The following is a 14605-nucleotide window of genomic DNA, read 5'->3' as shown; positions in this document are numbered from 1 at the left end:
CGTCAGGTGCCCAAAGATGTCCCGAGTGAGTCCCGCGATCTGACACCCGCCGACGACCCCGCCGACAACTCGACCGCGAAGGCGACCGAAATGGCTGACGGGCGTGCCGACACGGCACCCGTGGACGCCGGCCCCGCGACCACCGTAGGCCCGGCGTCGACCACACCCAACGGCCGAATCGACCGCTTCTTCAAGATCTCCGAGCGCGGCTCGACGCTCAACCGCGAGTTCCGCGGAGGCCTGGTCACGTTCTTCACGATGGCCTACATCGTGGTGCTCAACCCGATCATCATCGGCGGTATCCCCGGCGGCGAGAAGAACGCCGACGTGCTCGGCAACGTGCTGCCGCTGGCGCAGGTCGCCGCCGTCACGGCACTCGTCGCGGGCGTGATGTCGATCCTGTTCGGCCTCGTCGCCAACTATCCGTTCGCGATCGCCGCGGGTCTCGGTATCAACAGTCTTCTCGCGGTCTCGATCGCACCCGAGGTGACGTGGCCGGAGGCGATGGGCCTCGTCGTGGTCGACGGCATCATCATCGTGTTGCTGGCGGTGACAGGATTCCGCACGGCGGTGTTCAACGCGGTCCCGAGCGAACTCAAGGCGGCCATCGCCGCCGGCATCGGTGCGTTCATCGCCTTCATCGGCTTCGTCGACGCCGGTTTCGTCAAACGCATCCCGGACGCCGCCGGCACCACGGTGCCCGTGCAGCTGGGCAGCGACAACTCGATCGCCACCATTCCGACGCTCATCTTCGCGCTCGGTGTGCTGATCATGGGTGTTCTGGTGGTGCGAAAGGTCCCCGGCGGTCTGCTGATCGGCATCGCGATCACCACCGTCCTGTCGGTCGTACTCGAGCGCATCTTCGACTACGGCTCGAGCATGGACAACCCGTCGGGCTGGGGTCTCACCGTGCCCGACATCCCCACCGCGCTGGGCGGATTGCCCGACCTGAGCCTCGTCGGCGACGTCGACCTGTTCGGCGCGTTCACCCGCATCGGTGTGCTGGCGGCGTCGGTGTTCGTGTTCGCCCTCGTCCTGTCGAACTTCTTCGACGCGATGGGGACGATGACCGGCCTCGGCAAGGAGGCCGGCCTGGCCGATGAGAAGGGCAACCTCCCCGGCATCGGCCGTGCGCTGGTGGTCGAGGGGACCGGCGCCATCGCCGGCGGTGCGGCGTCGGCGTCGTCGAACACGGTCTTCGTCGAATCGGCCTCGGGTATCGCCGAGGGTGCGCGGACGGGTCTGGCGAACGTGGTCACCGGCGTGCTGTTCCTGGTCGCCATGTTCCTCACCCCGATCTACGAGGTGATCCCGCTCGAGGCGATCGCGCCGGCTCTCGTGGTGGTGGGCGCGATGATGATCGGGCAGTTGACGGCCGTCGACTTCCGCCGTTTCGACTTCGCGTTGCCGGCCTTCCTCACCGTCGTGACGATGCCCTTCACCTACTCCATCGCGAACGGCATCGGTATCGGCTTCATCAGCTGGGTCGTGATGGCGACCGCGGCAGGCAAGGCCCGCTCGGTCCATCCATTGCTGTGGCTGGTGGCTGCCGTATTCGTCGCATACTTCGCCCGGGGGCCGATCTCGGACCTCATCGGCTAACGCATGTAGTCAAATTTTGCGACCTGTTGTCATCCGGGCGGGTCAATTTGCATTGCGTATGGTTCGAGGGCCGTTAACATCCCCTACCCTTGAGTAATGCATTCACCTTATGGTGACGGAAGTCTCTCTGGCGACCTGTCCCTCGCCGTTGTACGTCTCGCGCGCCGCCTGAGAGGGCGGCGCGAGAACAAGTTGGTCTCGCTGACGCAGCTCTCAGCCCTGTACACGCTGCATCACGAAGGCCCGATGACACCCGGCGCCCTCGCCGCGGCCGAGCGGGTGCGCCCGCCGTCCATGACGAGGGTGATCGCGTCGCTGTCCGACCTCGGGATGATCAAACGTGAGCCGCATCCGACGGATGGCCGCCAGGCCATCGTGACCCTCTCGCCGGAAGGCGTCGAGGTCATCAAGGAAGAGTTGGCGGCACGCGAGGCATGGCTGAGCGACCGACTGCGCGAACTGTCGCCGGACGAACGCGACGCCCTGCGCGAGGGCGTGATGATCTTCAACAAGATCCTCGGCCAGCCCGACACCGACGTACCTCGGTCTCGCGCGGTCTGATTCTGCTCCCTGAGGAGTCCCGGAGCTTGCGGAGGGACGTCTGCCTGCTCCCTGAGGAGTCCCGGAGCTTGCGGAGGGCGTCTGCCTGCTCCCTGAGGAGTCCCGGAGCTTGCGGAGGGACGTCTCGAAGGGTCAGAAGAACGTGCCGGAGAACGGTGCGCGATCGGTTGTGAAGGCCTGGTCCAGAGCTCGAAGCGTTGTCGGGGAGTCAACGCGAAGCCGGCCGGCCGCCGCGAATGCCGACGGACGTGTACCGCCGAGGTAGATGCTCGACAGCACCGACGTGTCCATCGTCACTGTGGGCGTTGCGGTCTCGGGCGCCGGCGCGACGATCGCGTCGCCACCGCGCACGGACACCGTGAACACCCCTCCGCGACCACGGAATTCGTCGGTGACCTCGATGACGGCGTCGAGGTCGGCGGCGTATTTCCGCGATCCGAGTGCGGCCGGGATGTCGAGGATGCGCAGCCACATCTCGTCGCGCAGTCCGGTGATCGACACGTCTCGCGCGTTGATCAGCTTGTGGCGCAACGGGTCGTCGACCGGGATGATCGCGGTGAGCGACGGGATCAGGTCGAGGCTGGTCAACACCCGCCACAGGTCGGTGTGGGCGTCGTCGGTGACCGCGAACACCTCGTTGACCTCGCCGCGCACTCCGCCGTTCTCGTTCTTGTAGATGCGGTAGCTGGCGTAGCCGTCTTCGTGCAGGAGGTAGTGCAGACCGCTCGCGGGCAGCGGGCGTTCCGACGGCCGGTCGGCGAGGATCGGAGCCCACCAGGCCGGGGTCCGGGTGAGGGCGCCGGGAGTGGTGAGCGTCCAGCGTGCGTGGAGGTCGGGGATGGCCGCGGCGATCTCGTCGGCGTCGGCGAAACGTACGGTCGCATCCGTCGGCTGATCGCCGCGCAGCGGTGCCTGGCCAGGGGTGATCGACACCGTGTTGGAGTAGCAGGCGGGGCCGAATCCGAAGCGCTCGTAGATCGTTCCCTCGCTCGCGGTCAGGATCGCGAACGTGTAGTTCTCGGCCTCCCACTGCTCGAAGAGTTCGGTCAGCATCCTGCGCAGGATTCCACGACGACGATGCGTCGACGCCACGGACACCCAGGACAGTCCGGCGGCGTCGGCGACACCGGCGCCGGGCAGCGACATCGACATCCGGTAGAACATCGACACCCCGACGAGCGGTGTCGAGGGGAGACCGGGATCGCGCACCAGGACGATGTCGTCGTCGGCGACCTTGCCGCGAAGGTCCGCGCGCTCGTCGTCGGGCAGCGGATTGCGCATGGCGAATGCACGGGCATCGGTGGTGATGATGTCGTCCCAGTCGGCGTCGGTGGCGCGCTGAAGGGTCAGACGTGACTTGGGAGTCGAGCCGCTGTTGGTCACGACTTCCACGTTTTCACATCGCCGCGTTCCCGGTGTTCATTGGGTCTTGTACCGGGTGTCGCAGGTCACGGCGGTAGCGGGTGGCACACTGTTCCGATGCCCGGGCTCGCAGTGGAAGTGATCGACATCGACGACCCGAAGGATCCGCGGGTCGAGGACTTCCGCGACCTCAACTCGGTGGACCGCCGACCCGACCTCCCGGTCCTGCCCGGCGGCCGACCGGGGCGCGGCCTGGTCATCGCGGAGGGCGTGCTCGTCGCGCAACGCATGATCGCGTCGAGGTTCGCCGCCCACGCCTTCCTCGGCGTCGACAAGCGGCTCACGGAACTCGACGACGATCTGCGCGATCCGTCGCTGGCGGGTGTCCCGTTCTACCGCGCCTCGGCCGAGGTGATGGCCGAGATCGTCGGCTTCCACCTCAACCGCGGCGTTCTCGCCGTCGCACGACGCCCGGAGGCGTTGTCGGTACCGGACATACTCGAGACCGCGCGCACCGTCGCGATCCTCGAAGGCGTCAACGACCACGAGAACATCGGCTCGATCTTCCGCAACGCCGCCGGCCTCGGCGTCGACGCCGTCCTGTTCGGTCAGGGCTGCGCCGACCCGCTGTACCGCCGCTGCGTGCGTGTCTCGATGGGTCACGCCCTGCTGGTGCCGTTCGCGAAGTTCGACGAGTGGCCGCGCGGCCTCGACGAGCTGCGGTCCCGCGACTTCCGTCTCGTCTCGATGACCCCCGACCCCGATGCGCTGACCCTCGCCGAGGCTGTCGACGCCGAGAAGATCGGGTTCCTGGTGGGCGCCGAGGGGCCTGGCCTCACCGCGTCGGCGATGGCGGCGACGGACGTGAAGGCCCGCATCCCGATGAGTCGCGGGACCGACTCGCTCAACGTTGCGACCGCTGCGGCCGTCGCGTTCTACGAACGTGTCCGGTCGGGCACGATGGGGGAGTGAACACTCCCGAACAGTTCGGTGGGGGCAGCGAGCCCACACCGTGGGCAGGGCACACCGAGCCCACGCCGTGGGTCCTCGGGATCATCGTGTCCACCGTCTGTGCGCTCTTCGGCGCGTTCGTTCTCGTCGGCATCTACGAACTGATCGGCGGCATCCTGAAGTTCCTGGGCATCGCCGCGGTGCTCGTCGTCGCCGGCGGTCTCGGATGGACCCTCTGGGAGTTCCGCTACCGCCAGGTGTGGCGGTGGATCGTGTGGGGGCTACTCATAGGGTTCCTCGCCGGGGTGACGTCGTCGATCGCGTTGCTGATCATGGGGCGCTGACGGCTTCTGCTCCCTGAGCTGAGCTGAGCTGCGTCGCGGCCGCCCATTTCCAGACGCCACCGACAATTCCCGCGATCGATCGAGTTTCGATACTTGTTGCGCAGCAGCGTGATTGCGGATACGAACAGGTGCGCACCGAAATCCACGGACCCAACCCGGCGTCCGGCGATACCACACGCCTCCAGCTACGGCAGGTCATCGACCTCCGCGGCGCCTCCGACGCCGAACTCGCAGTCGCCTCAGCACTTCTCAACCACGCGTACGGGACTTAGAGCGGAAAGGTCGCCAGCCCTTCGAGGCTCGTCGCTAACGCTCCTCGCACCTCAGGGAGCAGACGGCAGGCGAACGCTCCTCGCACCTCAGGGAGACCGTAGGCGAACGCTCCTCGCACCTCAGGGAGCAGACCGCAGGCGAACGTTCCTCGCACCTCAGGGAGCAGACCGCAGGCGAACGTTCCTCGCAGCTCACGGAGCAGACCGTGGGCCAACGCTCCTCACACCTCAGTACCCGCAGAGATGACGTCGCATGCGACATCATTCCGGGTGCCGAGCACTGGGCTTCGGCCGGTTCTTCCGGTTCAGGAAGCGAGGGTGCCCGGAATCCGGGCACAACGTCGCACTGATCGAGAGCAGGCCGCAGTACGGCACGACGAGCGATCAGAAACCGAAGTACTCCCGGAACCGTCCGCGCTTGCGCGGAGTGCCCTCTGGCGCAGCACGTTCCCCGGTGCGGGCGGCGGTGGCCCTGCGGTAGTTCTCGAAGTCGGCGGCGGTCGGCTCATACTCCGCCGGGTGGAGGGAGAAGCAGGTGACGGTGACGTCGGCCGGGTCGAGGTCGGTCGGCGCGAGCGGGTGCGTGTACCGGAACCCGAGCCACGCCCGGTTGGCTTCCTCGGCGAGCTGCGCCGGATGGAACGGCAGCGCCATCCCCTGATTGGGGACACCCTCGGCGTACGTGAGCGGGAATTCGCCGCCCCAGAACGGCTTCTCGAAGGTGAACGGGAGTCCGTGGTCCTCGTGGATGGTCACGGGATCGGCGGAGAACGAACGTCGGAGTGCGCCCGACTCCCAACGCGCGAACGCGCCGAACGACGTGTCGGGTTCGGTGTAGAGCAGCGTCGTCACCGCACTCGGACGGATCGCGGCCAGCGTACGGGTCAGCGTCGAGGGGGTGGCCGTCTCGAACAGCGAGCACGAGATCACCGCGAGTGAACCGTAGAAGCCCACGTAGACGTGGTGGTCTTTCGCGGCGGCCGCGGTCGCGAGGTCGGTGTCGACGAGCGGGACGAGAACGCTGTCGCCGTAGATCTTCGACGCGAGTTGCTGGGCGTGCTGATGATCGTGCTGCGGTGCGCGTACGACGGTGCGTAGGTCGTCGGCGGGGGCGGGGGAGTCGATGAACCAGACGGTGGCGGCGCGTGCCGACATCGCTCAGCTGTTCCCGTTGCTGCGTACGCCGAGCAGGACGTCCTCCCAGGCGGGCACAGCGGGCTTGCGGGTCTTCTTCTTGCGCGGACGATCGGCGTGGTCGGGTCCGGGCTCGCGCGCCGCGGGGGCCTCCGACGAATCGGCAGTGGCGCTGTCGGGGGTCGCCGGGTCGCCGTCGCCCTCAGTGGTACCCGCTACGGCTGTATCCGCCGGTCCGGACGGCTCGTCGGCGTCGACCTCCGGCGCCGCGGGTACGGGCTGGACAGGAACCTGCGCGACGGGAGCGGAGATCGGGGTGACGGGCGCCGGGGGAGCCTCTGGGGCGGTCTCGTCGTCGAATCCGAAATCGAGGGGGACGGTGCCGTTGTCCTCGCGTGCCGCGCGACGCTCCTGTCGCGCACGCTGCGCACCGATGAGCGAGTTGGCGTCGATGGTGACTTCCTCACGCCCGTCCGGCGTGGTGTCGACGGCGATCTCCGGGGTGGCGACCGGCGTGAGCCGACGCCGCGGCGCGATGGTCTCGGGGTGGGTCAGCTCGTCGGCCAGGTCGTCGAGCGGATCGACGGTGCCGCCGTGGGTTCCGGGCTGGTAGCGCCAGTGAGCGAGGTTGTCGGTGCGTCCGACGCTCCACGCCACCTGCACGACCCAGTAGCCGCCGTCGTCTTTCCAGGCGTCCCAGTCGGCGTCGGCCGGGTTGTGGCCATAGGCGACGAGTCCTTCGGCCACGGATTCGGCGAGGGTTGCGACCGCCGGCCCGTCGTGCCGGATCGGGTGGGCCGCCCCGGCGAGCTCGGAGGCGCGGGACCGCTCGAGCAGCACCGGGTGGGCGAAGCGTTCGATCTTGTCGACACCGACCCCGGCCGCCGCGGCGACCTCGGCGACGGAGGCACCTGCGCGGATGCGTGCCTGGATCTCTCGTGGCCTCAATGCACTTTCCATCTCGATCTCGATCTGTCCCAGCCTGGTGATGTCGCCGCGGGCCGCGGCGCGAAGGCGTTCGTCGGAGGCGATCCGGAATTTCTCACCTGATTGAGGGTCTTGGCAGATGACGTGGGAACCATCGGTTTCCACTCCGACGACGCGGAGCTCACGCATCTGCTCCTCCTCCGGTGGGTTCATGCATTGGGGTCACATTAACTCACCGATCTACCGATTCACTGTGGGACACGCGGTAAAACCGCAGTTCAGAACCCGTGGGGCCGCTGCGACACCAGCGATGGGTGCGTCGTATGTGGTCTGTGTTGTCCAGGCTACCCGGTGACCCGAACGCCACCGGCGCGTCGACCCGAAGGTACTGACGCGCCGGTGACGGTGAAGATCTCGACGAGCTCAGAGACGCTCGACGATGTAATCGATGCAGTTCGTGAGCTTGGTGACGTCCTCGGGATCGATGGCCGGGAACATGCCGATACGCAGCTGGTTGCGGCCCAGCTTGCGGTACGGCTCGGTGTCGACGACACCGTTGGCACGCAGGGTCTTGGCGACCGCGGCCGCATCGACGTCGTCGTTGAAATCGATGGTGCCGACGACCTGGCTGCGGTTGGCGGCCTCGGTGACGAACGGCGTCGCGAACTCGCTGGCCTCGGCCCACTGGTAGAGGCGCGAGCTCGAGTCGGCGGTGCGCGAGACGCACCAGTCCAGACCGCCGTTGTTGTTCATCCACTCGATCTGGTTGGCGAACAGCAGCAGCGAGCCGACGGCCGGGGTGTTGTAGGTCTGGTTCTTGCTGCTGTTGTCGACGGCGGTCGGCAGCGACAGGAACTCGGGGCACCAGCGGTCGGTCTCGGCGATCTCGGCGACGCGGGCGAGTGCGCGCGGGCTCATCAGCGCGACCCACAGCCCACCGTCGGAGGCGAAGCACTTCTGCGGGCGAAGTAGTAGACGTCGGCGTCGGCGACATTCACGGGCAGGCCGCCTGCGCCCGAGGTGGCGTCGATGGCGATGAGCGCGTCGTCGGAGCCGGCGGGACGCACGACCGGAACGGACACGCCGGTCGACGTCTCGTTCTGGGCCCAGCCGATGAGGTCGACGCCGCCGAAGTCGTCGGTGGTCAGCGCGGCCGGGTCGGGGGCGGTGCCGGGGTCGGTGGAGATGACCGCGGGCGAATCCAGGAACGGCGCCTTCTTGGCGACGGTCGCGAACTTCGACGAGAACTCGCCGTAGGTGAGATGCAGCGAGCGCTGCTTGATCAGGCCGAAGGCGGCGGCGTCCCAGAACGCGGTGGTGCCACCGTTGGAGATGACGACCTCGTAGCCCTCGGGCAGCGAGAACAGATCGCCCAGACCCTCGCGGATCGAGCCGACCACGTTCTTGACCGGTGCCTGGCGGTGGCTGGTGCCGAACACCGATGCGCCGGTGTCGACGAGGGACTGCAACTGCTCGGGGCGCACCTTCGACGGTCCGCAACCGAAGCGGCCGTCCGACGGCAGCAGGTCGGCGGGCAGGGTGATGGGTGCGGTTGCGGTATCGCTCATGGCGTCGATTCTAGGGTTGTGGCGGACGCCACTTTGGGCCGCCTCGGCTTGCGCGATACCGGACATCCGCGGAATCGCCGTTTTCGGGCAAGTGCGTCAGTTCTAGATAGCGCGTTTCATGTCAGCCGGCGAATACGGAATGTGTGAAGTTAGGGCACGCTCAGTCCAAGGTGCGGCCCATACTCCGACTCTGTAAGGTTTGCGAAACATCAGGGCCTCGTTTGGGGTATCCCTGGTCGATCCACCCCACCTCGGAGGCTTGTACATGGGTCTGGTTGTTGATCGAAGCGCGCGCAGTCGTCGTGTTGCCACTGTCTCTGCGGCGGTCGTGTGTGCGACTTCCGCCGGTCTGCTGGGTGCGGCACCCGCGCACGCGGTCGATCCCGACCGGTTGCGCTCGGACGCGGGCTGCGTCTGGCGGACCGAAGAGGACCGTGCAAAGCAGATCCAGACGTGCACCTTCGACTCGGAGTCGCTGGGGCGTGAGGTGTCCGTCCAGGTGCGTCCGTCGGACAAGAAGGCCGGCGAGGACGAGCACGGCATCTACTTCCTGGACGGTCTCGGCTCGAACCCCGAGTTCAGCACGTGGACCCAGCCCGAGGCCGGCATCGACGCCTACGGCCCGGGGAGCAACCTCGTCCTGCCGGTCGGCGGTGCGGGCGAGTGGTCGACCGATTGGCAGAAGCCGCCCACCGGCCAGTCCGTGGCGCCGAAGTGGGGAAGTTTCGTCGGTGAGGAACTCCCGACCTACCTGAAGAGCAATTTCGACGTCGAGACGACGAACAACGCGATCGTCGGCGTGTCGATGTCAGCGGGCCCGGCGATGATCATCGCGTTCGACAACCCGGAGGTCTTCCAGGTCGTGCGTTCCTACTCGGGTTACTTCCCGACGGACAATCCGTTGGGCTGGATGGCGATTCCGTCCATCCAGAAACAGCGCGCCGACATCGAGAACGGCGAGACCGCGATGTGGGGCAAGCCCCAGAGCCCCGGTAATCGCTGGGCCGACAACGACGTGATGAACCGGATCGGCGAGGTCGGGGACACCGGCCAGACGGTGATCGTCTCGACCGGTACCGGCATCCCCACGGCATTCGAACTCCAGGAAGCCGGCGCCCTGTTCCAGCGCGAGCTCGACGCCGACCCGACTGCCGGGCCGGAGCTGGTCCAGAAGGCCGTGACCGCTCTGGCGCTGGGCATCGGCTTGGAGGCCGGCGCATTCGCTTCGACGGGTCTTCTCCAGTCGACCGTCGATCAGCTCGGGCTGCCCATCGAGTTCAAGTACCGCAACGGCGGACACAACTGGTACGCCTGGGGCGCCGAGTCGGACGACGATGCGCGCGAGGTCGAGCGGGCGCTCGAATCGGGTCAGCCGTCGTCGAAGACCGCTGCTGAGCCGCAGTCGGCTCCTGCGCCCAAATCTGTTGGTGCGCCGAAGACTCCGGTCACCAAGGAAGCGCCGGCCATGAAGGTCGAGCGTCCGGCGCCGAACCTCCTCCAGCCGTCGACCTGGCGTCTGCCGTGGGCTCCGCGCTGATCTGATCTCAGCAAGATCGCCACCTCCGGCCAGATGCGCTAGCTCTAACTCGCGCTCCTGATCTGGAGGTGGCGATCCTGTCTGTACTCAGAAGACCTCTGCCTCGCGGAGTGCACCGAGGATGAGGTTCCGGAACTGCACGGGCTTCAACAGGTTTCGTCCCAGGTCCAGCGGACGACGATGCGCCCGGTCCGCCGGATCGCGTCCTCCTGTCGAACTTGCCGATCATTCTGTCGTCCAACCCGCCGATGGACCGGCCCGTATGATCGACGGCGGCGACCTGGGGTTCGTTGCCCGCTTCGATATCAGAGGCAAGTCCGGTTTCGGCGCGGAATCGATGGAGGAAGACATGCGTTCCGTTGCGCAAATAACCGCGTCCACGGCTGCGGGTTGACCGAGAAACGTGTGTACGCCGGGAGCGGTCCAGGAGTCTTCGGCGGCCGATTGAGCGCCAGGGTAGTTGTGGCCGCCAGGGACGCGGAGAATGGTTCCTACTACTGCGGTTGCTTGGAGTCGGTGTGTGACGATTCCAAGGGCTCGCTGCACCCGACGAGCGTGGTGCCCAGCAACACCGCGAGCGCAATGTGGCGCCGACGACTCGGCGTTGATTGCGCTCGCGTGTCTGTCACGGTGCAGGCCAGGCGGGGGTTTGGGGGAGGGTGGGAAACCCCTGTTCGCCAAAGAGTTTTGGCGTCAGCTCCGCAGCAAATCCGTCGGGCGTGAAGGGAATCTGCCCTGAGTATGCGGGGACCTGGTCGAGTTTGGTCGCGGCCCATTGCGTGCAGGGAACTTCGATGAGTGGCGGCTGCACAGTTAGGCCCTTGCGTCGGACGGCATCGAACTTCCACGGGTAGAAGACATCGAACTGTGGCGCACGCGTACCGATTCCCGATGTGGCGACGCGGTTGACGTCCTCCCGTGGATCGATTGACCCGTCGGGCAATCGAGCGGTGAACGTGAACTCTAGGGCGCTGAGTGTGTCCCTGTCGGGTTCATGTGTTTCGACCTCCGCACGACCATTGGTCGTGTAGCAGCCTCGCGCGGAGATCTGGTTGCCCGTTCGGGTGAGTTCGAGGATTGTGGCGTACATCGTTCCGTAGAAGGCAGGTTTGGCCGTGTAGTCCGTACTCTTCGGTGCGTACAGACAGCTCACGGCGTTCTCCGGGCTCGATGCGGGCGCTGCCGCCGCGGCGCCGGGATATGCGACCGCCCGACCGAAGATGGACAACTGGCACGACTCGATGTAGCCGCGCGCCAGTTCCGCCGCCCTGCTGTGCAAGTCAATGTCGACGGCCGCGTCCCAGACGACGTTGTAGGGGCCGGCGACGTCGACGGGATAGCGGTAGTCATCAGGCGCGACTGCGGTCGCCGAAGGATCGCTTGTGGTGACGACAGTGCCTCCCGTTGTGGTGTCGGGAGTCGAGCAACCGGTGAAAACAACGACGCCGACCGCGCAGAAGGCGGTTGCCAACTTGGTCAATTTCATACTCTACGAACCGTTCAGGATCATATCGTCGTAGTTGTCGGGGTCTGTCGGATCGAAATTTCGTCGGCCCTGGTTCTTCCCGGTTCCATTCCCTGCGCGCAAAGATGCGGTCAGATCATCCGGTAGAGCTCGTTCCATCGAGCTCAAGAGCGTGTCGGGGTCACCTTTGTATTCTGAAAGAATGACGCTAAGCGGTTTAAGATCGCCATTCGAGTCGTACCACGCCTCGGACTTCCCTTCGATATCAGGGATTCCGTCGAGGGCGCTCAGCGCGCCATATGTCAGGCGGATCTCATCGTGTGTGGCGGTGTCATAGTCCCCGCCATCGGTGGTTCCTGTCGGCGGCCTGAACGGGATGTCGCCAGCGGATTCGGCAGGAAGGAGCCACGGAGCCGCCGCAGTGCCGGCAGCTCCGGCCGCTATCGCGGCTGGATGGGGAACCGCGGTGAGGCCCGCAGACGCCGAGCTAACGATATTTCTCACCTTCGAGCCGGTCGCACTCTCTTCGTCGGTGCTGACATTTTCGTCCAATTGAAGGTCGTCCTCACGTGTCCATCGCCTCTGGATTGACCGTGAAATCCCCACTCAATTGTTCCCCCGAGTGCTCAACGTGCAGATCACTTGGGAAACACTTTACGGTCTGGCCTCCATGAGGTGTGCGACCATGTCCACAGGCCTCGAGATCCGTGTGATGTTGTGCCCGGTATCCGGGTACAACATCACACTGATACTGAGGACTCCGCGGCGCCTACAGCCCCGGCTTCACCACGTCACCCCAGCCGGCGACGTCTTCGGGACGACGCGGCGCGGGGCCCGTGTAGATCGCGGCGGGGCGGACCAGCTTGCCCAGGCGCTTCTGCTCCAGGATGTGGGCACACCAGCCGGCGGTGCGGCCGCAGGTGAACATGGCGGGCATCATGTGCGTCGGGACCTCGGCGAAGTCGAGGATGACCGCGGCCCAGAACTCGACATTCGTCTCGATCGCGCGGTCGGGACGTCGTTCCCGGAGTTCGGTGAGTGCGGCCTGTTCGAGCGCGGCGGCGATCTCGAACCGCGGGACGCCGAGTTCCTGGGCGGTGCGTCGGAGCACACGCGCGCGGGGATCCTCGGCGCGGTACACGCGGTGCCCGAAGCCCATCAGCTTTTCCTTGCGATCGAGGATGCCCTTCACCAATCCTCTTGCGTCACCGGTGTTCTCGACCTCTTCGATCATCGGCAGCACCCGCGCCGGCGCACCGCCGTGCAACGGTCCGGACATCGCGCCGATGGCTCCCGAGAGCGATGCCGCGACGTCGGCGCCGGTGGAGGCGATCACGCGCGCGGTGAAGGTCGACGCATTCATGCCGTGCTCGGCGGCGCTCACCCAGTAGGCGTCGATGGCCGCCACGTGCTTGGGGTCCGGATCGCCCTTCCAGCGGGTCATGAACCGCTCGGTGACGGTGGAGCATTCGTCGATGACGTGCTGCGGGACCGCGGGCTGATGGATGCCACGCGCCGACTGCGCCACGTACGACAGCGCCATCACCGATGCGCGAGCCAGATTCTCGCGCGCGGTTTCGTCGTCGATGTCGAGTAGCGGTTCGTAACCCCAGATCGGGGCGAGCATCGCGAGCGCGGCCTGCACGTCGACGCGCACGTCGCCGGTGTGGATGGGCAGCGGAAACGGTTCGGCCGGGGGCAGTCCGTCGCCGAACTTCCCGTCGACGAGAAGGGCCCAGACGTCGGCGAAGGTCACCTTGTTCTCGACGAGGTCCTCGATGTCGACGCCGCGATAGCGCAGGTTGCCGCCGTTCTTGTCGGGTTCCGCGATCTCGGTGGTGAATGCCACCACGCCTTCGAGACCTGCGACGAAATCCTCGGGAACCGCGTTGGCCATGACAACCACCTCACTCCAGACAACCGTGTCCTGCAATCACATGCCGATCCAGATCGAACTGTAGATCAGCACGACGCTCCGCGTGTACCAGGGAGTAACTATGTCGTCGGGAGTAAATTCAGCCGGGTGTTGGAGAAACCGCTCGAATCGATCGATCTGCCGAACATGCGAGTCGGCTACGGCGGAGGTATTCCGCCCAACATCGGCGAGGGCGATCGTGCGGCCGGAGCCGACGGTATCCGCGAGAACCTCGACCCCAGCTGGCTCCGGGGCGACCCGCCGTGGCTCGACCTGTTCAGTGTGTGGCTGAGGGAAGCGCTCGACGCCCGGATCGCCGAACCGAACGCGATGGTCCTCGGAACGGCCGACGCCGACGGCCGGCCGTCGACCCGCACCGTCCTGTGCAAGGGCGTCGACGCCAACGGCGTGGTGTTCTTCACCGGCTACGAGTCCGACAAGGGGGCGAACCTGGCCGCGAACCCCTATGCATCGGTGACGTTCCCGTGGATCGCGCTGGAGCGTCAGGTCCATTTCCGCGGGCCCGTGGAACATGTGAGTGCTGAGGAGACGCAGGCCTATTGGGAGCTCCGTCCGCGGGGTTCACAGTTGTCGGCCGCCGCGTCGGACCAGTCCCGGCCGATCGGGAGTCGCATCGAACTCGAGCGGAAGGCCGCCGAGCTGGCCGAGCAGTACGGCGGATTCGACGCCGGTGACGAGATCCCCGTTCCGTCGAACTGGGGCGGCTACCGCATCGATCCCGTCGAGGTCGAGTTCTGGCAGGGTCGGGCGAACCGCCTGCACAACCGCGTGCGACTCACCCACGTCGACCACAGATGGCGCATCGAGCGGCTACAGCCCTAGCGGACGCGCAAGCCGGTCGGCGGACCGTCGCCACAGCACCGCCGCCACCGCCGGTTCGAAGTCGCCGGTGTCGTTGACCGGGCAGGAGCCCGCCGGCCGCATCGGTCAGGAACACGCCGAACTC

At 66.6% G+C, this 14605-nt stretch carries 13 protein-coding genes and 2 pseudogenes; 8 read left to right on the top strand and 7 right to left on the bottom strand.

Annotation, left to right across the window (positions count from 1 at the left end; all coding sequences use genetic code 11):
• The first annotated feature begins 6 nt into the window (after nt 1–6).
• On the top strand, nt 7–1602 hold the full coding sequence (locus BLU62_RS16915) for an NCS2 family permease (RefSeq protein WP_074850888.1): 1596 nt from the start codon (nt 7–9) through the stop codon (nt 1600–1602).
• A 96-nt stretch (nt 1603–1698) separates the two neighbouring features.
• On the top strand, nt 1699–2163 hold the full coding sequence (locus tag BLU62_RS16910; protein ID WP_074850886.1) for a MarR family winged helix-turn-helix transcriptional regulator: 465 nt from the start codon (nt 1699–1701) through the stop codon (nt 2161–2163).
• A gap of 132 nt (nt 2164–2295) precedes the next feature.
• On the opposite strand, the gene BLU62_RS16905 is transcribed toward BLU62_RS16910, so the two are convergent.
• Nucleotides 2296–3546 carry a GNAT family N-acetyltransferase gene (locus tag BLU62_RS16905; RefSeq protein WP_074852965.1) on the bottom strand — a complete coding sequence of 417 codons (1251 nt, stop codon included), beginning with the start codon at nt 3544–3546 and terminating at the stop codon, nt 2296–2298.
• A gap of 96 nt (nt 3547–3642) precedes the next feature.
• On the opposite strand from BLU62_RS16905, the gene BLU62_RS16900 reads away from it, so the two are divergent.
• From BLU62_RS16900 to BLU62_RS32890, 3 genes and pseudogenes are all read left to right on the top strand, one after another.
• Nucleotides 3643–4497 (top strand): TrmH family RNA methyltransferase, encoded by an 855-nt coding sequence (locus BLU62_RS16900; protein WP_074850884.1) that lies wholly within the window; start codon nt 3643–3645, stop codon nt 4495–4497.
• Entirely contained in the window at nt 4494–4820 is a 327-nt protein-coding gene (locus BLU62_RS16895) for a DUF2537 domain-containing protein (protein WP_074850881.1), read from the top strand. Before BLU62_RS16900 ends, BLU62_RS16895 begins: the two co-directional genes overlap by 4 nt.
• 122 nt (nt 4821–4942) lie before the next feature.
• A pseudogene (locus BLU62_RS32890) lies at nt 4943–5130 on the top strand (HNH endonuclease); the annotation flags it as partial.
• A gap of 346 nt (nt 5131–5476) precedes the next feature.
• Here BLU62_RS32890 and BLU62_RS16890 read toward each other — a convergent pair.
• The 3 genes and pseudogenes from BLU62_RS16890 to serC all read right to left on the bottom strand — a co-directional run bounded on the left by BLU62_RS16890 (nt 5477) and on the right by serC (nt 8721).
• Nucleotides 5477–6247 carry a DUF6928 family protein gene (locus tag BLU62_RS16890; RefSeq protein WP_074850879.1) on the bottom strand — a complete coding sequence of 257 codons (771 nt, stop codon included), beginning with the start codon at nt 6245–6247 and terminating at the stop codon, nt 5477–5479.
• Between the two features lie 3 nt (nt 6248–6250).
• Entirely contained in the window at nt 6251–7342 is a 1092-nt protein-coding gene (gene sepH / locus BLU62_RS16885) for a septation protein SepH (RefSeq protein WP_074852964.1), read from the bottom strand.
• Nucleotides 7343–7576: 234 nt separating this feature from the next.
• Nucleotides 7577–8721, bottom strand: a pseudogene (serC, locus tag BLU62_RS16880) (phosphoserine transaminase).
• A 328-nt stretch (nt 8722–9049) separates the two neighbouring features.
• Between serC and BLU62_RS16875 the strand changes: the two are divergent.
• On the top strand, nt 9050–10258 hold the full coding sequence (locus BLU62_RS16875) for an alpha/beta hydrolase (RefSeq protein ID WP_244278220.1): 1209 nt from the start codon (nt 9050–9052) through the stop codon (nt 10256–10258).
• Between the two features lie 262 nt (nt 10259–10520).
• On the top strand, nt 10521–10652 hold the full coding sequence (locus tag BLU62_RS34390; RefSeq protein WP_280141542.1) for a hypothetical protein: 132 nt from the start codon (nt 10521–10523) through the stop codon (nt 10650–10652).
• A gap of 231 nt (nt 10653–10883) precedes the next feature.
• Here BLU62_RS34390 and BLU62_RS16870 read toward each other — a convergent pair whose 3' ends face one another.
• The 3 genes from BLU62_RS16870 to BLU62_RS16865 all read right to left on the bottom strand — a co-directional run bounded on the left by BLU62_RS16870 (nt 10884) and on the right by BLU62_RS16865 (nt 13620).
• Complete coding sequence (locus BLU62_RS16870) at nt 10884–11738, bottom strand: hypothetical protein (RefSeq protein ID WP_244278218.1); 855 nt, start codon at nt 11736–11738, stop codon at nt 10884–10886.
• Nucleotides 11739–11747: 9 nt separating this feature from the next.
• The gene (locus BLU62_RS31650) at nt 11748–12275 is read right to left on the bottom strand and encodes a hypothetical protein (RefSeq protein ID WP_208863639.1); all 528 of its coding nucleotides are present in this window, start codon (nt 12273–12275) and stop codon (nt 11748–11750) included.
• A 217-nt stretch (nt 12276–12492) separates the two neighbouring features.
• A complete protein-coding gene (locus tag BLU62_RS16865) occupies nt 12493–13620 on the bottom strand; it encodes a citrate synthase 2 (protein WP_074850874.1) in 1128 nt (375 codons plus the stop codon).
• Nucleotides 13621–13785: 165 nt separating this feature from the next.
• On the opposite strand from BLU62_RS16865, the gene pdxH reads away from it, so the two are divergent.
• Nucleotides 13786–14481: a pyridoxamine 5'-phosphate oxidase gene (gene pdxH / locus BLU62_RS16860; protein ID WP_425284604.1), complete on the top strand. Its 696-nt coding sequence runs from the start codon at nt 13786–13788 to the stop codon at nt 14479–14481.
• Nucleotides 14482–14605: the final 124 nt, after the last annotated feature.

It is taken from the genome of Gordonia westfalica (assembly GCF_900105725.1).
GTDB lineage: Bacteria > Actinomycetota > Actinomycetes > Mycobacteriales > Mycobacteriaceae > Gordonia > Gordonia westfalica.
The sequence above is the reverse complement of the archived record's forward strand: the minus strand, read 5'-3'. Positions and strand labels throughout refer to the sequence as shown.

Bases quoted from the DNA above. Each gene is read 5' to 3' on its own strand.
- BLU62_RS16910 (WP_074850886.1), top strand. From the start codon at position 1,699: ATGCATTCACCTTATGGTGACGGAAGTCTCTCTGGCGACCTGTCCCTC.
- BLU62_RS16900 (WP_074850884.1), top strand. From the start codon at position 3,643: ATGCCCGGGCTCGCAGTGGAAGTGATCGACATCGACGACCCGAAGGAT.
- BLU62_RS16890 (WP_074850879.1), bottom strand. From the start codon at position 6,247: ATGTCGGCACGCGCCGCCACCGTCTGGTTCATCGACTCCCCCGCCCCC.
- sepH (WP_074852964.1), bottom strand. From the start codon at position 7,342: ATGCGTGAGCTCCGCGTCGTCGGAGTGGAAACCGATGGTTCCCACGTC.
- BLU62_RS34390 (WP_280141542.1), top strand. From the start codon at position 10,521: ATGATCGACGGCGGCGACCTGGGGTTCGTTGCCCGCTTCGATATCAGA.
- BLU62_RS16865 (WP_074850874.1), bottom strand. From the start codon at position 13,620: ATGGCCAACGCGGTTCCCGAGGATTTCGTCGCAGGTCTCGAAGGCGTG.
- pdxH (WP_425284604.1), top strand. From the start codon at position 13,786: ATGCGAGTCGGCTACGGCGGAGGTATTCCGCCCAACATCGGCGAGGGC.